Raw genomic sequence first — 24,268 nt, 5'->3', positions numbered from 1 at the left:
GGTTCCCGCGTCGCTTCGGCCTTTGGTGGCTGCGGGGCGGACGCTTACCTGTACGATGTGATCACGCGAAGTGCTGGTAGCCGCCGTCGGTGGCTTCACCATTCACCTGCACGCCTTGCCCGTCGACAATGCGGCCGATGCGGGTCAGTGGCAGGTCCAGTGATTCGGCCAGATAGTGCAGCGCGTCGCGCTGGTCGGCAGCGGCGGTGAAGCACAGTTCGTAGTCGTCGCCACCGCGCAGCGCGCACTCGCGTGCACCCTCGCGGCCGAGCAGTTCGCGCAGTGCCGACGACATCGGCAACGCGTCGGCGTCGACTTCGGCGCGTACGCCGCTACGTGCAGCGATGTGGCCCAGGTCTGCCAGCAGGCCGTCGGACACATCCACGGCGGCGTGCGCGAATGCACGCAGGCGCAGGCCCAGGGTGACGCGCGGGGTGGGCCGCAGCAGGCGCAGGCGCAGGCATTCGTAGTCGGCCAGCAAGGTGGCGGTGGCCACGTTCAATGCGCCCTGCTGCCACAGGCGCAGCGCACCGGCGGCATCGCCGAGTGTGCCGCTCACCCAGATGTCATCGCCGACCTGAGCGCGGTCGCGGCGCAGTGCCTGGCCGCGTGACACCTGCCCCATCGCAGTGACCGACAGTGACAGCGGGCCACGCGTGGTGTCGCCGCCGATCAGCGCGATGTCGTGCTGGTCGGCCAGGGCGAAGAAGCCATCAGCAAAGGCATCGATCCAGTCTTCGCCGGCCTCGGGCAGCGACAGCGCCAGCGTGCACCAGGCCGGGCGTGCGCCCATCGCGGCGAGGTCGGACAGGTTGACGGCCAGCGTCTTCCAGCCGATGTCGAACGCCGGGGTCTCCGCCGGAAAATGCACCCCGCTGTTGAGGGTGTCGGCGGTGACCACCAGTTGTTCGTTCGGGCGCGGCTGCAGCAGTGCAGCGTCATCGCCGATGCCGAGCACGATGTCGTCGCGCTCGACGGTGCGCGCCCGGATGCGGTCGATGAGGGCAAATTCAGCCAGGGACATGGGGCCGATCAGCCCCCGTTTTCGACCTTGCGCCATTCCACGGCGGCGCGATCCAACACCCCGTTGACGTAGGTGTGGCCGTGCTCGGAACCGAAGCGCTTGGCCGATTCGATCGCTTCGTTGATCACCACGCGGTACGGCACGTCCAGGCGGTAACGCATTTCATAGGCGGCCACGCGCAGCGCGGCGCGTTCGATCGCATCCACTTCCTCGATGCCGCGGTCCAGGTACGGATCGATCGCCGCGTCCAGGTCCTTGCGGTTGTCGAGCACGCCGTGCACGAGCGCTTCGAAGTAGGCCAGATCGGCGATCTCGCGGGCCTGTTCGTGGGCGAACTGGGCGATCACGCTCTGCGCGTTGCCCCCCGAGATCTGCCACGCATAGATTGCCTGCAGCGCACGACGGCGGGCGCGCGAACGCAGCACCGGATCGACGCCATCACGGCGGACGGGCTTACCGGAGGGCTTGCCCGGGTTTGACTTGTTCATGGCAGCTGCTCCAGAAGATTGACCATTTCCAACGCCGTCAGTGCGGCTTCCTCACCCTTGTTGCCGTGGCTGCCACCCGCGCGGGCTTCGGCATCCTCGACCCGCTCCACCGCCAGCACGCCATTGAGCACCGGCACGCCGAAATCCAGCTGCACGCGCATCAGGCCTTCCGCGCAGCGGTCGGCGACGTGTTCGTAATGACGGGTATCGCCCCGGATAACGCAGCCCAGGGTGATGATCGCGGCATGCTGATGGGCGGCGGCCAGGCGCGCGGCGACCAGCGGCAGTTCCCACGCGCCGGGCACGCGGATCACGTCGATGGCGGCCTCGTCGATCCCGTTGCCGGCCAGGCTCTGCCGCGCACCGGCCACCAGCACGTCGGTGATGCGGGCATTCCAGCGGCTGGCGAGGATGGCGAAACGGGCCTTTTCCGGAGTACGGAGGTCGCCTTCGTAATGGCTCATGTTCGGCGTGGGGTCCATTTAATAGGTGAATATTCTAGCGCATGGCCGCGTGTCGCCGGGCCGCTGTGCGTTACGGGACGGGTCGGTGCAGCAGCCCGCCTGGGTCAGGGGGCTGCCGCGAAGCGGCGGGGGTCTGGGTGATGGTAAGAGGGACCCGCGCTTTGCGAAGCAGATCGTGGGGCGTCAGCGCGCATGCGATGACGTGCTCCCCACCGTCTCGACCACTTCCAGGCCATACCCGGCCAGACCGATCTGGCGGCGGGGGGTGCCCAGCACGCGCAGCTTGCCCAGGCCCAGATCGGACAGGATCTGGGCCCCGGCGCCGTTGCGGCGCCACTGGCTCACATCTTTGTCCTTGCCCGGCACCACCGGCTGCGGCTGCTGGCGCAGGCGGGCCAGCAGGCTGTTGGTGTCGCGCGGGGCCGACAGCACCACCATCACGCCACGCTCGGCAGCCGCGATCGCGCGCAACGCATCGGTGGAGGCCACGCCGAAATCGTCGCGACGCCAGTGCAGCAGATCGGCCAGCGGGTTTTCGACCTGCACCCGGACCAGGGTCGGCTCGGTATCGGGGGTGCCGCGGACCAGCGCGAAGTGCAGGTCGTGGGCGATCCGGTCGCGGTAGGTGACCAGCGTGAACGGGCCGAACTCGGTCTCGATCTCACGCTCGTCCACCCGCTCGACGGTCTTCTCGGTGGCCAGGCGGTAGGCGATCAGGTCGGCGATGGACCCCATCTTCAGGCCGTGCTCGCGGGCGAACACCTCCAGCTCCGGGCGGCGCGCCATGCTGCCGTCCGGATTCAGGATCTCCACCAGCACGCCGGCCGGTTCCAGCCCGGCCAGCATGGCCAGGTCCACGCCCGCCTCGGTATGCCCGGCGCGGGTGAGTACGCCGCCCGGCTGGGCGATCAGCGGGAAGATGTGGCCCGGCTGGTGCAGGTCGGCCGGCTTGGCGTCCGGCTTCACCGCGGTGCGGATGGTGTGCGCGCGGTCGTAGGCCGAGATGCCGGTGGTGACACCCTCGGCGGCCTCGATGCTGACCGTGAAGTTGGTCTGGAACTGCGCGGTGTTGGCCTGGACCATCGGCGCCAGGCCGAGATCGGCAGCGCGCTCGCGGGTCAGCGGCAGGCACACCAGGCCACGGCCATGGGTAACCATGAAGTTGATGTCCGACGGCTTGACCAGCTCGGCGGCCATGATCAGGTCGCCTTCGTTCTCGCGGTCTTCGTCATCGACGATGACGACCATGCGGCCGAGGCGGATGTCCTCGAGGATCTCGGGAATGGGGGCGAAATTCATGCGCGTGCTCCTGCACCCAACAAACGTTCGACGTAACGGGCGACCAGATCGATTTCAAGATTGACCGCACTGCCCACGGCCGTCGCAGCGAAGGCGGTGTTGGCGACGGTGTGCGGGATGAGGGCGACCTCGAAGCCCTGCTCGTCCACCTCGTTGACGGTCAGGCTGACCCCGTCCACGCAGATCGAGCCCTTCTTGGCGATGTAACGCAGCAGCGCGGCCGGCGCGGCGAAGCGCCAGCGCTGGGCGCGCGCGTCGTCATGCACCGACAACACCTGGCCCAGGCCATCGACATGGCCGCTGACCAGATGGCCGCCGAGGCGGTCGGTCGGGCGCATGGCGCGTTCGAGGTTGATGACGGCGCCGTCGGCCAGCTGCCCCAGCGTGGTCAGGCCCAGCGTCTCGGTCGAGGCGTCGGCCTGGAAGCGGGTGGCGTCATAGGCGATGACGGTGAGACAGACCCCGTTGATGGCGATGCTCTCGCCCATCTGCACGTTCTCGAACGGCAGGGTGCCTACGTCAAAGGTGAAGCGGACATCGCCGCCAAGGGTGTCGCGTGCGGCCAGACGGCCGACGCCTTCGATGATTCCAGTAAACACGTAACGTTCTCCGCGGAAAGTGAGCGAAAAACGCCGCAAGGCATATAGGTGCACGCCGGGCACAAGGCCCGGCCGCACCGTCTTCTTTCATCCGGACTATACCGTCGGCTCCGGCATTGGACCGGATCTGCTGACCTTCCCGGGGGCCGGGAAGCGCTCGCGGGCTCGTGCTTGCGCACCTACCGCCGGTGGGGAATCGCACCCCGCCCTGAAGACGTTTATGTACCGGCGAACCGGCCCGGCTAGTGTAACAGGGCACCCTGACTGCGGGCTTTAAGTTAAATAAGTGTTAAGCTACGCGCCTGAGTGCTGCGCCGCGTGGATATGACGGCGCACACGTCGGTTACTGATCGAGCTGCAGCGTCCGCGCCGCGCCATGATCGAACGGGTCCTGAAAGGGGCCCGTTTTTTATGGGCGCAGCATCAGCCTCACGTCTGCCCCCACCTGCCGCTGGTCCACCACCCGCAGCCGACGCTGCTGCTCCATCGCGTGGATGCCCAGGCCGGACAGCAGCGGCCGGCCATGCTCGCCGAGCAGCGTGGGCGCCTGATACAGCAGCAGTTCGTCGACCCAGCCCCCGACCAGCAGCGCACCAGCCAGAGTCGCACCGGCTTCGGTGTGCACTTCGTTGATGCCACGCTCGGCCAGTAGCGCCAGCACCGCCCCCAGATCCAGGCGGCCATCGACGCTGGGCGCAGTGGCGAATTCGGCATCAGCCGCATCCGGCGCGCTGACGGCGGCGTCGTGCACGTACAACGTCGGCGCCCCACCCTCGCGTACGCGACTACATTCCAGCGAACGCAGGCGTGCATCGAGCACCACGCGCAGCGGCGGCAGTACCTCGGTGTCGGCCAGGCGCACGGTCAGCATCGGGTCGTCGGTCAGCACGGTGTCGGCGCCGGTCAGGATCGCACCCGCACGCGCGCGCCAGTGCTGCACATCCTCGCGCGCGGCCGCACCGGTGATCCACTTCGATGTCCCATCGGCCATCGCGGTGCGGCCATCCAGGCTGGCGGCCAGCTTCACCCGCAGCCACGGCCTGCCGCGCTCGATGCGCGACAGGAAGCCCTTGTTGAGCTCGCGCGCCTGCGTGGCCATCAGGCCTTCGGCCACCTCGATGCCGGCCTCGCGCAGCAGCACGAAGCCGCCCCCGTCGACCTTCGGGAAGGGATCACGCATCGCGGCCACCACGCGGCTGACACCGGCGTCGATCAGGGCCAGTGCACACGGCGGTGTGCGCCCGTGGTGCGCGCAGGGCTCCAGGGTGACGTAGGCGGTGGCGCCGCGGGCCTGCTCACCGGCCTGGCGCAGCGCGAACACTTCGGCGTGCGGGCCGCCGGTGCGCTGGTGCCAGCCCTCGCCCACCACGACCCCATCGCGGGCAATCACGCACCCCACCATGGGATTGGGCCGCGCGGTGTATGCGGCACGTTCGGCCAGGCGCAGCGCGTGCGCCATGTGCTGATGGTCGAGAGCGGAGAAATCGGTCATGGCGGGGATCATCTGGCGGCGTGCAGCCGCGATGGTAGCCCAGCCGGGGTGGCCGCGATGCGGCCGGGGCTCAGCCCTTTTTCTTCTTGGTCAGCGCGATCACATCGCCGAGCAACTGCAACTGCTCGGTGCTGGAGGGCAGCTCGCGTTCGAGCTTCTCGATCTCCTCGCGGAAATCGGCCACGTCTTCGAAGCTGCGGTACACCGAGGCAAAGCGCACGTAACCCACATGGTCCAGCTTGCGCAGTTCGTTCATCACGAACTCGCCGACCTTGATCGAGGGGATTTCGCGTTCGCCACAGATGCGCGCCTGCTGCATCACCGCGCGCACCGCCAGCTCGATCTTGTCTTCGGGGACCGGGCGCTTCTGCAGCGCGCGGTCGAAACCACTGCGGACCTTGCGCGCATCGAAGGCCTCGCGGCTGCCGTCGCTTTTGACGATCGCCGGCAGTTTCAGTTCGATGGTTTCCAGGGTGCTGAAGCGCTCGTTGCAAGCCTCGCACTCGCGGCGACGCCGGATCGTCGCGCCGTCTTCAGAGACGCGCGAATCGATCACACGGGTGTCGGCATGCTGGCAGAACGGACAGTACATGGAACGCCTTGCATCGGGAAAACGTCATGCCGTGGTCACGGCAGCGTCGCAACGGTACCTGAGAGAGACAGGCAACAGCAAATGGCAGGGGGCAGAGGCCAGCCCAGCCTAGGCCGGCTGCCGACGAAGCCACAGCAGGTGCGCCGCGCAGGAGAGCATCGGCGGCCCGGCCAGCAGCAGAACCAGTGCCGTCGGACTCACGGCGGCCTGCCAGAATGCCATGCCGACCACCGCCAGGGCGGCAAGGACGCCAAGGCCCAATGCAGCCCACGGCCAAGGCCCGGCATCGCGCAGGCCGGTGCGTCCCTTTCGGAGATAGCGGCCACTCAACCACAGCCAGCCCACGATCCCGATCAGGCCTGCCGCCCCCCAGCTGCCAATCACCAGGCGCGAGGCCCGGTCCAGATAGGCCGGCTCGACGAACGCGACCCAGACCCCGATGGCGGCGAAGGTGCCACCGCCAGCCATCCCCACGATGCCGCAGACCAGGGCCAGCACGGCGTAGATACGCCGTTGCCGGCCCTCGTCCATGTCAGCCGTAGACCGGGTACTTGCGGCACTGCGCGCTGACCGCGTCGCGGACGCGGGCGATCACGGCCTCGTCAGCCGGGGCATCGAGCACGTCGGCGATCCAGTTGGCCAGGTCCACGCAGTCCTGTTCCACGTAACCGCGCGTGGTGACCGCCGGGGTGCCCAGGCGCAGGCCCGAGGTCACGAAGGGCGAACGCGGGTCGTTGGGCACCGAGTTCTTGTTGACGGTGATGTGGGCCAGGCCGAGCGCGGCTTCGGCATCCTTGCCCGAGACATCCTTGCCGATCATGTCGACCAGCATCAGGTGGTTCCGGGTGCCGCCGGACACGATCTTGTAGCCACGCGCGATCAGCGTGCTGGCCATCGCCTGGGCGTTCTTGACCACCTGCTGCTGGTAGGCCTTGAAGCCCGGCTCCAGCGCTTCCTTGAAGGCCACGGCCTTGCCGGCGATGACGTGCATCAGCGGGCCGCCCTGGATGCCCGGGAACACGATGGACTGCAGCTTCTTCTGCAGTTCTTCGCTGGCCCCCTTGGCGATGATGATGCCGCCACGCGGGCCGCGCAGGGTCTTGTGGGTGGTCGAGGTGACCACGTGGGCGTGCGGCAGCGGGCTCGGGTAGACGCCGGCGGCGACCAGGCCAGCCACGTGCGCCATGTCCACGAACAGGTAGGCACCGACCTTGTCGGCGATGGCGCGGAAGCGTGCCCAGTCCACCACCTGCGAGTAGGCCGAGAAACCGGCCACGACCATCTTCGGCTTGTGCTCCAGGGCCAGGCGCTCGACCTCGTCATAGTCGATCAGGCCGGCTTCGTCGACGCCGTACTGGATGGCGTTGAACAGCTTGCCCGAGGCGTTGACCTTGGCACCGTGGGTCAGGTGTCCACCGTGGGCCAGGCTCATGCCCAGGATGGTGTCACCGGGCTGCAGCAGCGCGAAGTACACCGCCTGGTTGGCCTGCGAACCGCTGTGCGGCTGCACGTTGGCGTAGTCGGCGTCGAACAGCTGCTTGAGGCGGTCGATCGCCAGCTGCTCGGCGATATCCACGTATTCGCAACCACCGTAGTAGCGCTTGCCCGGATAGCCTTCGGCGTACTTGTTGGTCAGCTGGCTGCCCTGGGCCTCCATCACGGCCGGGCTGGTGTAGTTCTCGCTGGCGATCAGCTCGACATGGTCTTCCTGGCGCTGGGTTTCGGCGGCGATGGCCTTGGCCAGTTCGGGATCGTAGGTTTCGATGCGGACGTCACGCGGGAACATCGGTTACTCCAGGCAGGCAGAGGGGGTACAGCGCGAGCCTTGGATTGTAGTCCCCGGGCGCGGGGCTGACCAATTGTGCCGCCGATCGCCGGCACCCCCGCATGCTGCCCAGGGCGCCAGCCGCAGCAGCCCACCGCGGAAACCAGAACGACGCCCCGAAGGGCGCCATCCGTGTGAGGTACCGCCGCGATTGGACCCGGTCTTACCGGTTGTTGATCACGTAGTCGGCAATGATCCCGGTGGCGATGGCGACCAGCAGCAGGTTGCCGCGGTCGTCGCGGATCCAGTGATGGTCGCGCGGCGGGCGGCGCACCGAGTAGCGGCTGTAATCGTTGACCACATAGACCGGGCCGCCGTAATACTCACGGTAGCGGTGGCCGCGGGCCCAGCCGTAGGAGCCATAGCCCGGCGCCGGGCGATAGACCACCCGCGGCGGCGGCGGGCCCGGGCGGTAGTAGCCGCGGTTGTCATAGCGGCGGTCGTAACGGCGGTCATGGCGGACTTCGCGACGGTCATGACGATCGTGCCGGTCATGGCGGTTGTCACGGCGGTCATCACGCCACTCGCGGCGGTCGTGACCGCGCCCACGGTGGTCATCGGCGAAGGCCGGGGCCACGGTGCCCAAGGCCAGCAGCGAGGCGACGGCCCCGACTACAAATCGATTCATGCGCATGATTGGCCTCGCTTGGTGGGTTGATGGCTCCATCATGCGCACCCCGTCTGAACGGTCTCCGGCTGGAAACGGTTTCCAATTCAAGGGCTTTGACCCCGCATTCAGGCGGCGGCAAGCCCCGGCGCCCTTGGCTCCCGGCGGCATTGATCGCTTCCGGCTATAATCGGGGCATCCTTTTCTTCCTCTGTTCCTGTTCCGTCCGGAACGGGCGCAGGGTTGCGCCTTCGGAGAGCTCATGTCCTCGCAATACATCTACACCATGAACCGCGTCAGCAAGGTGGTCCCGCCCAAGCGGCAGATCATCAAGGACATCTCGCTGTCGTTCTTCCCGGGTGCCAAGATCGGCCTGCTGGGCCTGAACGGCGCCGGCAAGTCCACGGTGCTCAAGATCATGGCCGGCGTGGACACCGATTTCGAGGGCGAAGCCCGCCCGCAGCCCGGCATCAAGGTCGGCTACCTGGCCCAGGAACCGGAGCTGGACCCGACCAAGACCGTGCGTGAAGCGGTCGAGGAAGGCGTCGGCGAAGTGCTGCAGGCCCAGGCCCAGCTGGACGCGGTCTACCTGGCCTATGCCGAGGAGGGCGCCGACTTCGACAAGCTGGCCAAGGAACAGGAGCGCCTGGAGGCGATCCTCGCCGCCGGCGATGCGCACACCCTGGAAAACCAGCTGGACGTGGCCGCCGATGCGCTGCGCCTGCCGCCGTGGGATGCGGTGATCGGCAAGCTCTCCGGTGGTGAAAAGCGCCGCGTGGCACTGTGCCGCCTGCTGCTGCAGAAGCCGGACATGCTGCTGCTCGACGAACCGACCAACCATCTGGACGCCGAGTCCGTCGAGTGGCTGGAACAGTTCCTGGCGCGCTACACCGGCACCGTCGTGGCGGTCACCCATGATCGCTACTTCCTGGACAACGCCGCCGAGTGGATCCTGGAACTGGATCGCGGCCGCGGCATTCCGTGGAAGGGCAACTACACCGATTGGCTGATGCAGAAGGACGAGCGCCTGAAGCAGGAAGACAACCAGGAAAAATCCCGCCAGAAGGCGATCCAGAAGGAACTGGAGTGGTCGCGCCAGAACGCCAAGGGCGGCCGCACCAAGGGCAAGGCCCGTCTGGCCCGCCTGGAAGAACTGCAGTCGGTGGATTACCAGAAGCGCAACGAGACCAATGAAATCTTCATCCCGCCGGGCGAGCGCCTGGGCAACTCGGTGATGGAGTTCAAGAACGTCTCCAAGAAGTTCGGCGACCGCCTGCTGTTCGACGAACTGAGCTTCCTGGTGCCGGCCGGCGCGATCGTGGGCATCATCGGCCCCAACGGTGCCGGTAAGTCGACCCTGTTCAAGATGATCACCGGCCAGGAAAAGCCGGATTCGGGCGAAATCACCGTCGGCCCGACCGTCAAGCTGTCCTACGTGGACCAGAGCCGCGACGCGCTGGAAGGCAACCACAACGTCTTCCAGGAAATCGCCGGCGGCCTGGACATCCTCAACATCAACGGCATCGAGATCCAGTCGCGCGCCTACATCGGCCGCTTCAACTTCAAGGGCCAGGATCAGCAGAAGCTGGTCGGTTCGCTGTCCGGTGGTGAGCGTGGCCGCCTGCACATGGCCAAGACCCTGCTGCAGGGTGGCAACGTGCTGCTGCTCGATGAACCGTCCAACGATCTGGACATCGAAACCCTGCGTGCGCTGGAAGATGCGCTGCTGGAGTTCCCGGGCAACACCTTCGTGATTTCGCATGACCGCTGGTTCCTGGATCGCATCGCGACCCACATCCTGGCGTTCGAAGGCGATTCGCACGTGGAGTTCTTCCAGGGCAACTACCGCGAGTACGAAGAAGACAAGCGCCGCCGCATGGGCGACGACGCTGCGCCGAAGCGCCTGCGCTTCAAGGCGCTGAAATAAGGCAACCGGAAAGGCCGCGCTCGCGCGGCCTTTCTCATTTCGGTAGGTCACCACCGTTGCTGGTGACGCTTTGAAGCGTACCGACCAACGGTCAGTACCCAACACCAACGGTTTGAGATTTCGCGATGTCCCTCCCCGAACGCCTGTTCCAGCTGCAGCAGCACGGCACCTCCGTGCGCACCGAACTGCTGGCCGGCCTGACCACGTTCCTGACGATGTCCTACATCGTCTTCGTCAACCCGGACATCCTGGCCACCACCGGCATGGACCCGGGCGCGGTGTTTGTCGCCACCTGCCTGGCCGCCGCGCTGGGCTCGCTGGTGATGGCGTTCGCGGCCAACTTCCCGGTCGGCATGGCCCCGGGCATGGGCTTGAATGCGTTCTTCGCCTTCACCGTGGTGGGCGCGGCCGGCCTGCCGTGGCAGCAGGCGCTGGCGGCGGTGTTCATCTCCGGCCTGGTCTTTCTGGTGCTGTCACTGACCGGCGTACGCGCCTGGCTGGTGGCGGGCATCCCCGCTTCGCTGCGCGCGGCGATCGTGGCCGGCATCGGCCTGTTCCTGGCGATCATCGCGCTGCAGAAATCCGGCGTGATCATCGCCAACACCGACACCCTGGTCGCACTCGGGCCGCTCAACACCGCCCCACCGCTGCTGGCCCTGGCCGGCTTTCTGCTGATCGCGATCCTGGAGGCACGCAAGGTGCGCGGCGCGATCCTGATCGGCATCCTGGCGGTGACCGGGGCGGCCTGGCTGCTCGGAGACGTGCAGTTCCATGGCCTGATCTCGCTGCCGCCGAGCCTGGCGCCGACGTTCCTGCAGCTGGACCTGCCGGGCCTGCTGCATCACGACGGTGGCGCGCCGATCGCGGTGCTGCTGCAGGTGGTGCTGGTGTTCGTGCTGGTGGAAGTGTTCGATGCCACCGGCACGCTGTACGGCGTGGTCGGTCGTGCGGGCCTGTTGAAACTGCCCGGCGCGCAGAAGCGGTTCGGCCGTGCCTTGTTGGCCGACAGCACCGCGATCGTGGCCGGTTCGCTGCTCGGGACCAGCAGCACCACCGCCTTCGCCGAAAGCGCCTCGGGCGTGCAGGCCGGTGGCCGCACCGGTCTGACCGCGCTGGTGATGGCGGCATTGTTCCTGGCGGCGCTGCTGTTCTCGCCCCTGGCGGCAATGGTGCCCGGCTATGCCACCGCCCCTGCCCTGCTGTTCGTGGCCGGGTTGATGCTGCGCGAGCTGGTCGATGTGGACTGGGGCGACCTGACCGAATCGGTGCCGGCCGCGCTGTGCGCGCTGGCGATGCCGTTTACCTACTCCATCGCCAATGGCCTGGCCTTCGGCTTCATCGCCTATGCGGTGCTCAAGGCCGGCACCGGGCGCTGGCGCGACGTGCATCCGGCGGTGTGGCTGGTGGCCGGGTTGTTCGTGCTGCGCTACGCGCTGGAGTGATCGACGGGCACCGGCCGTGTGCTGGTGCTGGTGCTGGTGCTGGTCAGGCCCAGGCCGGCCGCAGTTGGCCGTCGGCGGCAAAGCGATAGCGGCCTTCGTACCAGCCCAGGGCAAACAGACTGAGCACCTGCTCGTAATAGCGCGGCGGCGCGGCGCGCTGCTGCTCCGGTGTCGGCAGCGCAGCGACCATTGCCTTGGTGCGTTCGGCCTCGCCCTGCGCCTGCAGGTACGGCACCAGGGCCGCCTGGAAACCGTAGTTGCCGGTGCCTTCGCGTATGCCGGTGAGCGTGTTGACCTTCTCCGGCATCGGCTGGCCCTCGCGCAGGGTGCTCAGCGGGCCGTGCAGTGCATCCAGAACCGAGCGGAAACTGGGATCGTTCACGGCGGTCATGCCTGCCCACAGATAACAGCGGATGGCGTCGTAACTGCCGAGCGGACCCTTGTCCGGATCAGCGATGAAGCCGCCGTCGCGCCACGCGGTCCAGTCCGGCGCAAAGCCGTGGGGTGCGGTATCGCGCAGCAGGCGAACGCTGTTGCCGATCACGGTGGTCCACGGCCCGCTCGGATCAAGCGCGGCGAAGCGGCGCAGCAGCGGCAACGGCAGGTAGCTGGGGTTGAACCGCCACGTGTCTTCCGTCGCAAATCCTTTGGGCCCAGGCATCAACATCGTGCCCAGGCCCGGCACATCGACCAGCTCCTGCACCTGGATCGCCGCCAGCATCGCCTCGGCGGTCTGCCGCAGCGCCGGCCGTTTCCACAACCGCGCTGCCTCGTGCAGGGTATAGGCCAGCCAGACATCCGAGTCGCTGGCGGGATTGTCGTCGAGCACCTTCCATGCATTGGCCGTGGTGTCGCGCCCCCACAGCCAGGCCGGCAGGCGCTGGGCCATGCTGCCGCCGGCGAGGTTGTCCTCGGTCCAGCGCAGCAGGCGATCGAACAGCGGCTGGTCGTTGTCCACCAGCGCGAAAAACAGCGCGTAGGACTGGCCTTCGGAGGTCGAACGCTGGTCGGCGTTGTTGTGGTCGACCATGCGCCCGTCCGGGGTCACGCTGGAGGCACGCATCACCTGCCAGGCCGTCCACGGGCCGGGCCCGCGCGCCGGGCCGTTGGCCGAGCAGGCCAGCAGCGGAGTAACGGCCAGCGCCTGCAGCAGACGGCGGCGCATCCGATGGAACGATGGGGATTCAGTCACGGACATCAGCCTCTTCGCAGCGGGACCTGGCAAGCCTGCGGGACGCCCGCGGCCAGGTAAAGCCTGGCAGCGGGCCGGTCATCAACGCATGACGGTAATCATTCACCCGACGCGTACGGCGAGCGCAGCGGCTGCGGCTGCTTGCCCAGCCCGGCGCCGAGGCGGTCGAGCAGGAAGCGCAGGTACAGGCTGGTGCCGAACTGCCGGTAGTCACGCGCGTTGTTGAACTCCATGCGCCCGCCCAGGAACAGCTGCGAAGACAGCTGCCATTCGGCGGCGGCGCTGAGGTTGTAGGACACCCCGGTCTTGGTCTGGCCGGTATAGACCGGGTCCACGTACTCGGTGGTCAGTCCCAGCAACGCAGCCATCGAGGCGGCCTCGTAGGCAGCCTGCTGCATCGCCGGATCGGTCGGGAAGTACGGCGCGGCGTCTTCCTTGAAGTGCTGTACGCCGACGCTGGTATCCAGCTGCCACGCCACGCGGCCGCTGGAAGTACGCCCGTTCCAGTGCACCGGGAAGCCGACATCCACATAGCGCTGCGGACTGAAGTAACCGCCATGTCCGTAGGTGAAGCCGCTGAGGTTGCGGTCGTACTGCATCGCGGTCAGGTTGAGGCCGGCGGTCAGCGACTGGTTGTCGGTCTCCAGGGCGTGCACGTAGACGCCCACGCCGACTTCCTGGCGATCGTTGTCGGCCACGTTCTCGCCTTCCAGGCGATGCCAGGACGCGCTGGCGTAGCCGCCCAACTGACCGTTGTCGACGGTCGCGGCGAGCTTGGCGCCGCTGGCGGTCACCCCGCCCCAGCGCAGCCCGTTGCGCCCGTCTTCCACGCCGGCGAAGGACAGCAGGCTGTCGGTCACCGCGCGGCGCGAGGCTTCGCCGGACCAGGTCAGCGCATCGCCGATCTGACCGCGGTAGCCGATGCCGCCGACGATCTGCGTGTCATCGAAGCCGAGCGGCGTGCTGCCGACATCGGCGCGGAAGCCACCCCGCTCATAGCCCACCGAGACACCGGCGCCGCTGGCATCCTGGGAGCTCATGCGGCGTGCACCGGCGGCATTGGCCACCATCGCGTACAGAGTGTCCTGGAACGCCTGCGGTGTCTGTGAGCCACCGCCGCCCTGGGCCAGCGTCTTGAGCTGGGCCTGCTCGGCCGCGCTCAGCCCGCGCACCAGGCCGGCATTGCCCAGTACCTGGGTGGCGATGTCGCTGATCGGGGTATTGGCCAGATCACGGCTGAGGATGTAACTCGGCAGCGGATCGGCGAACAGCAGCGCACGTGCGGCAGCGGCCCGTTCGGCCTGGGTGAGCGAACCGTCGGTCTGGTTGAACAGTTCCTGGTAACGACCGTTGTCCAGCGCGCGGTCGTAGATCAGATTGCGGGTCGCGTTGCTCTCGCCACGGGTCAGCAGCGTCTGGTACAGCGACGAGCCGACCAGGTCATCGACCGGTGTGCGGTCAGCGGCCAGTGCACCGGCCAAAGCGGCCTGCGGGCCACCCCCGAAGCGGCTGGCACTGGTGTATTCCGGATCGGGGCGCCCGGCATCGAGCACGGTCGGGGTGATTGCCACCTTGAGCTTGCCGTCGCCGACCGCGAACTGCCCTTCCAGCGGCACCTGCAGGTCATCGAGCTGGCCCATGCCGGCTTCGCCAGCGCGGGTGCGATACGCCGCGCCGACCGCCAGGCTGCTGCTGTTCTCGGCCTTGAGCGCGCGCAGTTCATCGAGCACACCGTTGCCGCTGGTGGCTGGCGGCAGCGGACCAAGCGCGGTATTGCGCGAGGCGCGCGGCGCACTCGCCTGGCTGGGCACCTGGCGCGAGCCGGGCACCGGCAACGGCAGGGCGACACCGCCGCTGGCCGCAGCTGTGGCCATAACCGGTTCCGGCAGGCCATCGGCATCGATTACCGGGGTGACGCTTGCCGGGCCCAGGCTCATGCCCATCGCCGGGCCGGCGTCCATCGGCAGGGGTTCGGCAGCCAAGCGGGCAGTCGCGGCCGGCAGTGGCAGACCACCATCGCGCAGCGCTGCGGTACGGGTGCCACCGCCACGGTTGAGACCGGCGAACGGATTGAAGCTGCCACCGCTGGCCAGCATCGCGGTGCTGGCCTGCGGGTAGCCATTGTCGAGTTGGCCGCTGCCCTTCGCGGCGGCGGCCAGCGACGCGCGGAAGTAGCTTTCGGCGCGGCGGTTCTTGCCGGCCGCGCGATACACGCGCCCTGCCGCCGCCAACACATCCGGCGATTCCGGGGCCTGCTTCAGCGCGCGCTCCAGATACTGTTCGGCCAGATCCATGTCACGCATCGCCGCGGCACTGCCCGCGGCGGCAACCATCGCATTCAGATCGCCCGGTGCCAGCTGCAACTGCTGCTGGTACAGCGCCAGGGCCTGGCCGTTGTCGCCCGCGGCGGCATACAGCCGTGCCAGCGCGGCGATATTGCGCGGGTCCTGCGGGCGCTCGGCCAATGCCGGGGCCAACACCGCGTATGCGCCTTCAAGATTTCCAAGCTCCCGCAGGGCATCGACCTGGCGCAGCACGTAACCGCTGCGCAGATCGTTCAAGCGGGTCTGCTGGCTGGCCGAGAGCGGCACGTCGGCGAGCTGGCGCAGGATCGCGGCGACCTCGCCATCGCGACCGGCGCGCAGCAGCACCGAGGCATATTCCAGGCGGTTGTCGACGCTGGGCGAACCGCCTTCGATCAGGCGCTGCGCGAGCACGAGGGCGCGCTGCTGGCTGCCGATGTCGGCGTAGGCACCGGCCAACGCGGCCACGATGGCCGGGTTCTTGACCCGGTCACCGAGTGCGGCTTCGGCGCGGGCCAGCGACAGCTGCGCTTCGCCGCTGCGCTGGCGCTGCATGAGCGAGCGCGCCTGGGCGGCCTGCACCTGCACCCACGCGGTGTCGTGCAACGCGGTCATTTCCGAATCACGCGACGCGGTGGGAATGCGTTCCAGCAACGCATACGCGCGCGGCCAGTCGCTGTTCTCCTGAGCGAACAGGGCCTGCGCATACAGCGAGGTCGCCGAGCTGTCGTCCAGCGCGCGCAACCCTTCGATGACGCCGTTGGCCTGGTCCGGACGACCCGCGCGCGTGTACAGGCGCGCCAGTTCCAACCGCAGCCATGGGTCACGCGGCTGCACCAGCAATGCATCTTCCAGCTCGATCTGCGCCATCTCGATGCTGCCCTCGGCCAGCGCCTGCTGCGCGCGGGCACGCGCCAGGTTGGCACGCAGCACCGACTGGCCGCCGGCACTTTCCTGCTGGGCCGGGGTCAGCCGGTCGAACAGGGCGGCCGCTTCATCGGCGCGGCCAAGACGACCAAGCAGGCCGACCAGGCCCTGCAGCGCACCGGCATTGCCGGCATCCAGTTCCAGTGCCTTGCGGTAGCTGCGTTCGGCCGCGGCCGGATCGCTCCCGCTCTGCAGGTCGGCCAGCGCGACGTAACCCGCAGGCTCCTTCGGCTGCAGCGCAATGACCTGCTGCACCCGGGCGATGGCATCGCCGCTGGGCTGGCGACGCACCTCCTGCAGGGTCAGCCAGTAGCGCGCGGCATCGGCCGCGCTGCGCCATTTGCCGTTGATCGCAGCCGCCGGGCGCAGCAGTTCATTGGCTTCGCCGAAGCGCTCCTGGCGCAGACGCACAGAGCCCAGGCCACCGAGTGCCTCGGCATCGCGCGGACGCGCGCGCAGCACCTGGGCGAAACGGGCTTCGGCCTGGGCCAGGTTGTTGCTGTCCAGGGCACGGAAGCCCTCGCCCAGCAGCCGCTGGTTCGGGTCCTGCGGCACCGGGCGGTTGGCGATGGCCTGTTCACGCAGCTGCGCCTGCTTGGCCGCCACCTCGCGATCGTTCGGCACCACGTCCAGGAAGGCCTGGTACAGCGGTGCATCGGCGGTGGTGGCGTTGAGCCACAGCAGCGCCTGGCGCCAGGCCGCACGCGCGGGGCCGGCGGTGTCGGTTGCCTGGCTGAGCGTACGCAGCTGGGCGATGCCCTCGCGGCGGGTGGGCTCGCGGTAGGTCAGCACCTGGGCCAGCGCCAACTTGGCCGGGTTGTTGTTGCCGGTGGCGATGCGGCGCAGGCCATCGCGCGCGCGCGTCCAGCCTTCCGGCGTACCGGCCAGCACCTGGTAGTACTCCAGCGCCAGATCATTGGGCGGACCGCCTGCGCCGAAGGCCTCGTCATAGGCACGTACCGCTTCGACATAGCGACCGGCCGCCGCCGCGCGACGCGCGTTCTGCAGCTGGTTCCCGCCACCGCCACCGCCGAGCGCCATGCGCAGGCGCGTGGTCTGCGCCGAGGACGGATGACGCGCCTGCAGCTGCTGCAGCCGCTTCTGCGCCTCGGCCCGGCGGCCCTGGTTGAGGTCGATCAGGCCCAGGCCGAGCAGTGCATCGGCCTGGTTGGGGTCGGTGGCCAGCAGCTTGCGCCAGGCATCGGCGGCCAGATCCTCGCGGCCCTGGTCCTGCCAGTAGTTGCCTTGGCTGACCAGCTGCTGCGTCGACGACGCGTTCTGCGCGAAGGCCGGCACGGTCAGCACGCACAGGCCAACCAGGCAAAGAGGTGTCAGGGTCTTGCGGAACATGGCGAACTCCACGCGGGCAGCAGTCGCCCATCGGTAGAAAAACGGTAGCGGCGATCCATCCAGCCCTTGCCGAACAGCACCAGGGCACGATCGTAATAGTTGAGGGTACCGGCGGTGGGAATCCGCGCCAGCTGCGCCTTGGCCAATGCGGGCTGGCCAAGTGCACTGAGATACGGCAGCAGGGCGGCGGCAAAGCCCGGTGACGGCGTACCGGTGCCCACGCCAAGCCGTGTGTCGATCTTTTCGGCAAAGCCGCTCTGCGCGCGCAACATCGATGCCGGCCCAGACAGGCCATCAAGCAAGGTGCGCCGCAACGGATCGGCCGGATCGGTCATGCCTGCCCACAGATAGCAGCGGATCGCGTCGTAGCTGCCGATCGCGCCCTTGCCCGGGTCGGCTACGAAGGCCTTGCCGTTCCAGGCGATCCAGTCCGGCGCGAACCCGACCGGCGCACTGGCACGCGTCATCGCCACGCTGCGTTCGGCCAGCCGCGCCCACGGGCCACGTGCATCGACGGCGGCAAAACGACGCAGCACGAACAACGGCAGGTAACTCGGGTTGAGCGTCCAGCGGTCGGCCTGCACGAACCCGCGGTTGCCGGGCAGCAGCATCGGGCCGAAGCCGGGCAGCTCGACGACTTCAGCCGTGCGCATCAGCGCCAGCGTCTGCCGGCCGGCTTCGACCAGCCCCGGCCGTTTCCACAGGCGGCCCGCTTCAAGCAGCGCGTAGGCGATCCACAGCTCGCCATCAGCGGCGGTGTTGGGGTCGAGCACGCGGAACTGGCCATCGGCGGCACGCCCCCACAACCACGCAGGCAGATTGAGGTCGGCACGGCCGCGGCACAGGTGGCGGCGGGTCCAGGCCAGGATACGGTCGAACAGCACTGGATCGTTGTCCACCAGTGCGAAGAACAATCCGTAGGACTGCGATTCGGAGGTGCTGCGCAGGTCGGTGTTGAGATGATCGACTACGCGGCCATCCGGCTCGATATGCCGATCGACAAACGCACGCCACTCACGCCACGGCGTCCCGCAGGCCTGTGCCAGAACGTCGAGCGGCAGCACGGCGGCAGCACCAGCGGCCGCCATCGCCTGCAGGAAGCGACGGCGCGCAGGCGCCGGCGCGGGGACGGACGGGTCGCGCATGCTCAGCCGGACATCCCGATGCGTGCCTTGGCGTTGCGCCTGAGCAGCCAGCGCGCGATCAGCGCCAACAACAGGCAGGCCAGGCCGACGAGGGCGCCGAGCAGCAGCGGGCTCTGCGAGAAGTACCAGCGCAGCCAGGTCAGCGGCGGCAGGTGGCCGACGTAGTAACTCTGGTTGCCGGCCAGGCTGCGCACCTTGTCCTTCTGCAGCAGCACCACGCTACCCTGGAAATCGCGCAGGCGGTCCGGATCAAACCATGCTTCGAACAGGCGGTTGACCTGGGCCGGGTCGTCGGCCATCACCGCGATCACACTGCGGCCCTTGCGCAGGGGCGACTCGAAGCCCATCAACACGACGTCGCCGGCATCCGGACGCACGGAGACTTCGGCCGTGGTGGGCAGATCGGTGCGGCGCGCATCCGGCGACAGGAACGAGGGCATGCGTTCAAACACCCAGTCCGAGAGCTGCACGCGGCGCGACTGCCCCGCCTCGCCGATCGGCAGGTGCGCCGCCCATTCGCCGAACAGCGGCTGGCTGCGGCGCGAGCCCAGCACCACCAGGTCCTGGTCGGCGTGCTCGCCGACCTGGCGCGCGGCGATGATGCGGTTGCGCAGCGCCGGGTAGCCGGTCGAGGCACCCATGCGGCCGAGCAGGGTCAGCACGTTGCCGACGTCATCGGCGTTGGGGTTGTCCGGCAGTACCAGCACGGTCTCGGACAGATCGGCCAGGCGCGTGAACGGGTAACCGGCGTTGCCGAAGGCGGCCAGGTTGGGCATCGCCATGTAATGGTCGAAACCGCTCAGGTCGATGCTGGTATCGCCATCGATCGCCGCGGAGACATCCGGGAAGGTGTTCTTGCACTCGGCTGCCTGCGGGCGGTCGAAGAAGAAGTGGAAGCGCAGCTGGCTGTTGGACGAGAACGGTCCGGTCGGCAGCATCACCTTCTGCTGGATCGGCATCGCGCCGGGTGCCTTGAGCTTGTTCCACACCATGTCCGAGACCGAGCGCGGTGCCGGCCGACCATTCAACGGAAGGGTGGTAACGAAGGCGTCGTTGATGCTGATGTTCAGCGCCGACTTGTCCGCCCCTTCGGGCAGCGTATAGCGGTAACGCAGGTCCAGTGGAATGCCGTCGCGGCGCCACACGAACAGATCCGGCGGCAGCTGCAGGCCGATGCGGATCAGGTCCGGGTGGTAGCCGACGACGTTCAACTCGCTGGTCTGCCGCACCAGTTCGGACACGCGCACGGGCCGGTCGCTGGGAATCCAGTTCGGCGCGTCGTACGGCTTGCGCGGCGCGATCTCCTTGAAGTCCCCGATGCTTGCGGTCGGGCCGGACAGCGGCGCGCCCAAGGTCAACGCGGTGGCGGCGATGCGCAGTTCGGCATCATCGCGACCCAGCACCAGCAGCAGCTTGCCGTTGGCATCGTTGGGGTTGGCGATCACGGCCAGGGTCGGCCCGCTGATGTCGGGCAGCACCAGGCCGGCCGGCGGATTGCGCGGGGTGGCCACGACCACCGCATTGCCTTCCATCGGCACCGTATCGATGGAGGCCGGGAACAGCGCGCCACGGTAACCGGCCAGTGCGCCGAACCACGACGACACGATGCCGGCCGACTGCAGCAGGCCCTGCCCCGGCTGGCCGGTGAACACGAACGGAAGTTCCAGCCGGTTGGTGTCGCGTGCGTCGAAGAACGGCACCGGCAGCAGCGACAGATCATTGGTCAGCTGCAGCGGCGCCCAGCCCAGCTCCAGGTAGCTGGCGCTGTCGATGTTGGCCCACAGGCTGGTGTGATCGGGATCTTCGCACTCGCGTGTGTAGTGGCCGATCAACTGAAGATTGATGCGGTTGTAGTCGATGATCATGCGCGGGTCGATATCGATATCGCGCTCGATCATCCGGCCGGCCTGGTCCACCGGCGTCGGCAGGGTCGCCACGGTGACGTCATTGACGGTCACCTTCAGGTGCGACAGGTCTGGCAGCAGCGCTGGCGAATAGCTGTATTTCAGATGCAGCGATGCGCGGTCCACGACCTGGTCGTTGCGGATCGAGAACGGCACGCCGGCCGTGCCCTGGATGCCGCGCAGGGTGATCTCATAGTCGATGCCGAGCTGCTTGAGCGTGGAGCGGCTCTGCCGGGTCCCTGCAGCCGGCGTGGCGGGCATCATCGCCGCCGGCGCGGCGTCTGCCGGGGTGGTCGCTGGCACGGCAGCGGGCGCTGTCGCGGGCACGGGCGGGCTCTGCGCATAGACCGCCCCGCACAGCAGGGTCAGGGTAAACGCCACCGCTGCGGCGGACGGGCGCGGCAGGCGCACCGGGCGGAACAGGGAACGGTGACGACGGGTCATGCGGAATCTCCGGTGCGCGGCGGCGTGGGGGCATCCTTGCGGCCGCCCGCGAAAACGAACTGGCCCAGGCGGTGGAAGCCGCGCATGCTGGCCTTGAGGACGTCAGTGGTGGAACGCAGGAAGGTGTCGCGGTCGTGGCGGCCCCACAGCTTCACCCAGATGTCGGCACGGGCGAAGGTGGACGTGACCAGCCAGCGCTCCTGCTCCAGGCTCAGCTCACCGAACTGGATGCTGATGCCCTGGTCGTCGCGGTCATGCCGCACTTCGGCCGGCAGCCGCTGGCTGCGCTGGCGATGAGCCAGCTCGACCTCCACGCGCGTGCCCGGCTGCACCGGCTGTGCCTGGTCCAGGCGGATCGCCATGCCACCGGTGGAGAAGTTCAGCGTGCGGCACGGCAGCGCCTGGCCATCAGGCAGGTGCAGCACGGCGCGCATGTTGAGCGGCACCCGGTGCGCGCGGCGGATCTGGCGCTGCTCGCTGGAGGTGGCGATCACCGCCCCGAGCATGATCATGTTGTAGACGGTCCACCCCAGGTTCAACCAGATCGTATTGACCTCGCCACTGGTCTGGGCCATCACCATCCGCACGATGCCGGCGATCACGCCGGCCAGGTTCAACAGCAGCAGCAACAGGTACGGGCGGGCGATCTGCGCATCGAAGTAGCTGCGCTGCACCAGGCCGCCCTTGGCGGTGACGTTGAACTTGCCCAACTTGGGGTTGATCACGGCCATCAGGGTGGGGCGCAGGATGTACCAGGCCAGCGTGGTCTCGTATACCTCGTTCCACAGCAGATGGCGGTGCTTGCCCTGCACGCGCAGGTTGGTCAGGTTGGCCATCACGATGTGCGGCAGCGCGTAGGCGAGGATCATCAGCGCCGAGGCGTGGATGACGTGCGCACCGAAGAACAGGAAGGCCAGTGGCGCGGTCAGGAAGATGATCCGCGGCAGGCCGTAGAAGAAGTGCAGCATCGCGTTGGTGTAGCAGAGCCGCTGCACGAAGCTCAGGCCCTTGCCGAACATCGGGTTGTCCACCCGCAGGATCTGCGCCATGCCGCGTGCCCAGCGGATGCGCTGGCCGACGTGCGCCGACAGGCTTTCGGTGGCCAGGCCGGCCGCCTGCGGCACCGGGATGTAGGCGCTGCGGTAGCCGGCACGGTGCAGGCGGATGGCGGTATGCGCATCCTCGGTCACCGTCTCGATCGCCACACCGCCCACTTCCTCCAGCGGGGCACGCTTGATCACGGCGCAGGAACCGCAGAAGAAGGTCGCATTCCACTGGTCGTTGCCGTCCTGCAGCAGGCCGTAGAACAGCTCGCCCTCGTTGGGCACGCGGCCGAAGTTGCCCAGGTTGCGTTCGAACGGATCGGCCGAGAAGAAGTAGTGCGGGGTCTGCACCACCGCCATCTTCTCGTCGTGCAGGAACCAACCCATCGACATCTGCAGGAACGAGCGGGTCGGCATGTGGTCGCAGTCGAAGATCGCCACGTACTCGCCACTGGTCTTCTTCAACGCCGCATTGATGTTGCCGGCCTTGGCGTGGTTGTTGTTGGTACGGGTGATGTACTGCACCCCGACTTCTTCGCAGAACGCGCGGAACTCGTCTCGGCGGCCGTCATCGAGCAGGTAGATGTTGAGCTTGTCGGCCGGCCAGTCCAGCACGGTCGCGGCGAGCACGGTGGTACGCACCACCGAAAGCGGCTCGTTGTAGGTGGGGATCAACACGTCCACGCTCGGCCACAGCGACTGGTCTTCGGGCAGCGGCATCGGCTTGCGGTGCAGTGGCCATGCCACCTGGAAGTAGCCCAGCACCAGCACGATGAAGGAGTACACCTCGGCGGCCACCAGGCCCAGGCCCAGGGTCAGGTCGACGAAGCTGCTCATGCCCATGGTGTCGGTCAGGCGCCAGTACATGTAGCGCGTGGACATCACCAGCGACAGCCCCATCAGCACCAGCGGGATCAACCGGTTCTCGCGGTTGCGCAGGCACAGGGCGATCAGGAACACCACGGCCGAGAACAGGAACTGCTGGCCGATCTCCATCGGGACGGTAACCACAAAGGCCAGCAGCACGGCGCCGCCGACCGCCAGCGCGAGCAGCGCCAGGCGGGCCAGAATGGCATCCCCTCTCGGGGTGGATGACTTGCTCATGATGTTCCCCCAACACGGCCGCAGATCGCGGCATCCCCTTGCATCAGCCGGTCCCGTTGCCGCACCCGGCTGGGCGCGACGGACGATCACCGACTACGTTTCAACCCTGGCGCAGCCGGCTCAGCGGGCTGTGCCCCGGCGTGGCGCTACGTGCCTCCGCCAGGCGCTGGAACAACTGCTCCAGCGGTGTCTTGCGCCCCGGTGCGGCCGTGGCCGGCGTCTCCACGGTGGTCGCCTGGACCGGCGTGGTCACCGGCGTGGTCACCGGCGCGAGAGTGACCGCGGGCGGCAGGTTCATCGCGGCCGGAATCGGCGGCGGCACCTCATCGCGCGGCTTGGCCACCGTGCTCACGCGGGACTGGCTGTGGGAGAAATCCCGGTAAGCGCGCGTGTCATCGCGATCCCCCAGGCGGTTGAAGAGACCAGCCACGTCGTCGTGGCTCTCGGCATCGGCAGGTTGCTGAAACTTGCTCATGGCACCATCGAAAGGGGGAGAGGGTCAGAACACACGCGACAGCGTGTAGGTAGCTACATCGGGATGATCACTCTGCAGATAGCGCACATCCAGCACCGACATCATCCCGGCGGCCCGGAACCACTGGCGGTACACACCTTCCAGAAACCCAGTGTCCCACCCGGCCCGGGCGCCGAGGACGGCTGACAGCGGCGAGGCGGCGTGGTGGATGCGGACCTGTTCGGGGGCTTCCTCGAACACGACCTGCCCCCATTCCGTCGACGACCAAACCGCATTGGCCGCCTGCTGCAGTTCATCCAGTGTGGCGACCGCCGGCAGCGCATGGTCACGACCGAAGCGCTCACCGATACGCGCCATCAACCGCGACAGTTCGGCATCGGGCAACGCACTGTCGAACTCTTCGCAGAGCGCCAGCAGGAAGCCGCGCCACTGGCGTGAGCACGCGTGGGTCCGGTAGTAATCGAGCAATGCTGATGACTTCATGTGGAAAGCCTAGACGAACCACGATGCAGAGGCGGTATACGGGCAATTACCGGCATCGATGTCGGTCAAAAGTGTGAACTACGCCTCACAATATTGTGGCACATCTGGCTTTCCTGCATAGCGAGCGCCCTGCGTCGCT

The 24,268-nt window shown here is 67.9% G+C and carries 19 protein-coding genes and 1 riboswitch; of the genes, 2 read left to right on the top strand and 17 right to left on the bottom strand.

What is annotated here, in order from left to right; all coding sequences use genetic code 11:
• Positions 1 to 61 precede the first annotated feature (61 nt).
• The 10 genes from thiL to OC373_RS10535 form a co-directional block, all read right to left on the bottom strand.
• Complete coding sequence (thiL, locus tag OC373_RS10580; RefSeq protein WP_083279852.1) at positions 62 to 1,024, bottom strand: thiamine-phosphate kinase; 963 nt, start codon at positions 1,022 to 1,024, stop codon at positions 62 to 64.
• An 8-nt stretch (positions 1,025 to 1,032) separates the two neighbouring features.
• Positions 1,033 to 1,512, bottom strand: a complete 480-nt coding sequence (gene nusB / locus OC373_RS10575; RefSeq protein ID WP_019182513.1) for a transcription antitermination factor NusB — start codon at positions 1,510 to 1,512, stop codon at positions 1,033 to 1,035.
• Positions 1,509 to 1,976: a 6,7-dimethyl-8-ribityllumazine synthase gene (ribH, locus tag OC373_RS10570; protein ID WP_070426609.1), complete on the bottom strand. Its 468-nt coding sequence runs from the start codon at positions 1,974 to 1,976 to the stop codon at positions 1,509 to 1,511. Before ribH ends, nusB begins: the two co-directional genes overlap by 4 nt.
• Positions 1,977 to 2,159: 183 nt before the next feature.
• Entirely contained in the window at positions 2,160 to 3,275 is a 1,116-nt protein-coding gene (gene ribB / locus OC373_RS10565) for a 3,4-dihydroxy-2-butanone-4-phosphate synthase (RefSeq protein WP_070426608.1), read from the bottom strand.
• Positions 3,272 to 3,874 (bottom strand): riboflavin synthase, encoded by a 603-nt coding sequence (locus tag OC373_RS10560; RefSeq protein ID WP_070426607.1) that lies wholly within the window; start codon positions 3,872 to 3,874, stop codon positions 3,272 to 3,274. Before OC373_RS10560 ends, ribB begins: the two co-directional genes overlap by 4 nt.
• A 75-nt stretch (positions 3,875 to 3,949) precedes the next feature.
• Positions 3,950 to 4,094, bottom strand: a riboswitch (FMN riboswitch).
• Positions 4,095 to 4,283: 189 nt separating this feature from the next.
• Positions 4,284 to 5,366 (bottom strand): bifunctional diaminohydroxyphosphoribosylaminopyrimidine deaminase/5-amino-6-(5-phosphoribosylamino)uracil reductase RibD, encoded by a 1,083-nt coding sequence (ribD, locus tag OC373_RS10555; RefSeq protein WP_070426606.1) that lies wholly within the window; start codon positions 5,364 to 5,366, stop codon positions 4,284 to 4,286.
• Positions 5,367 to 5,436: 70 nt separating this feature from the next.
• Positions 5,437 to 5,958, bottom strand: a complete 522-nt coding sequence (gene nrdR / locus OC373_RS10550) for a transcriptional regulator NrdR (protein ID WP_019182518.1) — start codon at positions 5,956 to 5,958, stop codon at positions 5,437 to 5,439.
• A gap of 108 nt (positions 5,959 to 6,066) precedes the next feature.
• Entirely contained in the window at positions 6,067 to 6,489 is a 423-nt protein-coding gene (locus OC373_RS10545; RefSeq protein ID WP_070426605.1) for a hypothetical protein, read from the bottom strand.
• Between the two features lies 1 nt (position 6,490).
• Positions 6,491 to 7,744, bottom strand: coding sequence for a serine hydroxymethyltransferase (gene glyA / locus OC373_RS10540; RefSeq protein ID WP_070426604.1), 1,254 nt, complete (start codon positions 7,742 to 7,744; stop codon positions 6,491 to 6,493).
• A 202-nt stretch (positions 7,745 to 7,946) separates the two neighbouring features.
• Positions 7,947 to 8,417 carry an RcnB family protein gene (locus OC373_RS10535; protein WP_070426603.1) on the bottom strand — a complete coding sequence of 157 codons (471 nt, stop codon included), beginning with the start codon at positions 8,415 to 8,417 and terminating at the stop codon, positions 7,947 to 7,949.
• Between the two features lie 235 nt (positions 8,418 to 8,652).
• Between OC373_RS10535 and ettA the strand changes: the two genes are divergently transcribed.
• Both ettA and OC373_RS10525 read left to right on the top strand, forming a co-directional pair.
• The gene (gene ettA, locus OC373_RS10530; RefSeq protein ID WP_019182522.1) at positions 8,653 to 10,317 is read left to right on the top strand and encodes an energy-dependent translational throttle protein EttA; all 1,665 of its coding nucleotides are present in this window, start codon (positions 8,653 to 8,655) and stop codon (positions 10,315 to 10,317) included.
• Between the two features lie 125 nt (positions 10,318 to 10,442).
• Complete coding sequence (locus OC373_RS10525; protein WP_261997666.1) at positions 10,443 to 11,759, top strand: NCS2 family permease; 1,317 nt, start codon at positions 10,443 to 10,445, stop codon at positions 11,757 to 11,759.
• Between the two features lie 43 nt (positions 11,760 to 11,802).
• On the opposite strand, the gene bcsZ (OC373_RS10520) is transcribed toward OC373_RS10525, so the two are convergent.
• The 7 genes from bcsZ (OC373_RS10520) to bcsD form a co-directional block, all read right to left on the bottom strand.
• Positions 11,803 to 12,924, bottom strand: coding sequence for a cellulose synthase complex periplasmic endoglucanase BcsZ (gene bcsZ / locus OC373_RS10520; RefSeq protein ID WP_019182524.1), 1,122 nt, complete (start codon positions 12,922 to 12,924; stop codon positions 11,803 to 11,805).
• A 125-nt stretch (positions 12,925 to 13,049) separates the two neighbouring features.
• Positions 13,050 to 17,531, bottom strand: a complete 4,482-nt coding sequence (locus tag OC373_RS10515) for a cellulose biosynthesis protein BcsC (protein WP_261997665.1) — start codon at positions 17,529 to 17,531, stop codon at positions 13,050 to 13,052.
• On the bottom strand, positions 17,513 to 18,676 hold the full coding sequence (gene bcsZ / locus OC373_RS10510) for a cellulose synthase complex periplasmic endoglucanase BcsZ (RefSeq protein WP_261997664.1): 1,164 nt from the start codon (positions 18,674 to 18,676) through the stop codon (positions 17,513 to 17,515). Before bcsZ (OC373_RS10510) ends, OC373_RS10515 begins: the two co-directional genes overlap by 19 nt.
• A 2-nt stretch (positions 18,677 to 18,678) precedes the next feature.
• On the bottom strand, positions 18,679 to 21,024 hold the full coding sequence (gene bcsB / locus OC373_RS10505; protein WP_261997663.1) for a cellulose biosynthesis cyclic di-GMP-binding regulatory protein BcsB: 2,346 nt from the start codon (positions 21,022 to 21,024) through the stop codon (positions 18,679 to 18,681).
• The gene (bcsA, locus tag OC373_RS10500; RefSeq protein ID WP_019182528.1) at positions 21,021 to 23,171 is read right to left on the bottom strand and encodes a UDP-forming cellulose synthase catalytic subunit; all 2,151 of its coding nucleotides are present in this window, start codon (positions 23,169 to 23,171) and stop codon (positions 21,021 to 21,023) included. The genes bcsB and bcsA overlap by 4 nt, the downstream gene beginning before the upstream one ends.
• 100 nt (positions 23,172 to 23,271) lie before the next feature.
• The gene (locus OC373_RS10495) at positions 23,272 to 23,646 is read right to left on the bottom strand and encodes a hypothetical protein (RefSeq protein WP_261997662.1); all 375 of its coding nucleotides are present in this window, start codon (positions 23,644 to 23,646) and stop codon (positions 23,272 to 23,274) included.
• A 24-nt stretch (positions 23,647 to 23,670) separates the two neighbouring features.
• Entirely contained in the window at positions 23,671 to 24,129 is a 459-nt protein-coding gene (gene bcsD, locus OC373_RS10490) for a cellulose biosynthesis protein BcsD (protein ID WP_026069674.1), read from the bottom strand.
• Positions 24,130 to 24,268: the final 139 nt, after the last annotated feature.

The organism is Stenotrophomonas sp. Ste96, from assembly GCF_024519495.1.
Lineage (GTDB): Bacteria > Pseudomonadota > Gammaproteobacteria > Xanthomonadales > Xanthomonadaceae > Stenotrophomonas > Stenotrophomonas bentonitica_A.
Note: the sequence above shows the minus strand (reverse complement) of the source record. Positions and strands in the feature narration are given on the sequence as shown.

Bases quoted from the DNA above. Each gene is read 5' to 3' on its own strand.
- thiL (WP_083279852.1), bottom strand. From the start codon at position 1,024: ATGTCCCTGGCTGAATTTGCCCTCATCGACCGCATCCGGGCGCGCACC.
- nusB (WP_019182513.1), bottom strand. From the start codon at position 1,512: ATGAACAAGTCAAACCCGGGCAAGCCCTCCGGTAAGCCCGTCCGCCGT.
- ribH (WP_070426609.1), bottom strand. From the start codon at position 1,976: ATGAGCCATTACGAAGGCGACCTCCGTACTCCGGAAAAGGCCCGTTTC.
- ribB (WP_070426608.1), bottom strand. From the start codon at position 3,275: ATGAATTTCGCCCCCATTCCCGAGATCCTCGAGGACATCCGCCTCGGC.
- ribD (WP_070426606.1), bottom strand. From the start codon at position 5,366: ATGACCGATTTCTCCGCTCTCGACCATCAGCACATGGCGCACGCGCTG.
- nrdR (WP_019182518.1), bottom strand. From the start codon at position 5,958: ATGTACTGTCCGTTCTGCCAGCATGCCGACACCCGTGTGATCGATTCG.
- OC373_RS10545 (WP_070426605.1), bottom strand. From the start codon at position 6,489: ATGGACGAGGGCCGGCAACGGCGTATCTACGCCGTGCTGGCCCTGGTC.
- glyA (WP_070426604.1), bottom strand. From the start codon at position 7,744: ATGTTCCCGCGTGACGTCCGCATCGAAACCTACGATCCCGAACTGGCC.
- OC373_RS10535 (WP_070426603.1), bottom strand. From the start codon at position 8,417: ATGCGCATGAATCGATTTGTAGTCGGGGCCGTCGCCTCGCTGCTGGCC.
- ettA (WP_019182522.1), top strand. From the start codon at position 8,653: ATGTCCTCGCAATACATCTACACCATGAACCGCGTCAGCAAGGTGGTC.
- OC373_RS10525 (WP_261997666.1), top strand. From the start codon at position 10,443: ATGTCCCTCCCCGAACGCCTGTTCCAGCTGCAGCAGCACGGCACCTCC.
- bcsZ (WP_019182524.1), bottom strand. From the start codon at position 12,924: ATGCGCCGCCGTCTGCTGCAGGCGCTGGCCGTTACTCCGCTGCTGGCC.
- OC373_RS10515 (WP_261997665.1), bottom strand. From the start codon at position 17,531: ATGTTCCGCAAGACCCTGACACCTCTTTGCCTGGTTGGCCTGTGCGTG.
- bcsZ (WP_261997664.1), bottom strand. From the start codon at position 18,676: ATGCGCGACCCGTCCGTCCCCGCGCCGGCGCCTGCGCGCCGTCGCTTC.
- bcsB (WP_261997663.1), bottom strand. From the start codon at position 21,024: ATGACCCGTCGTCACCGTTCCCTGTTCCGCCCGGTGCGCCTGCCGCGC.
- bcsA (WP_019182528.1), bottom strand. From the start codon at position 23,171: ATGAGCAAGTCATCCACCCCGAGAGGGGATGCCATTCTGGCCCGCCTG.
- OC373_RS10495 (WP_261997662.1), bottom strand. From the start codon at position 23,646: ATGAGCAAGTTTCAGCAACCTGCCGATGCCGAGAGCCACGACGACGTG.
- bcsD (WP_026069674.1), bottom strand. From the start codon at position 24,129: ATGAAGTCATCAGCATTGCTCGATTACTACCGGACCCACGCGTGCTCA.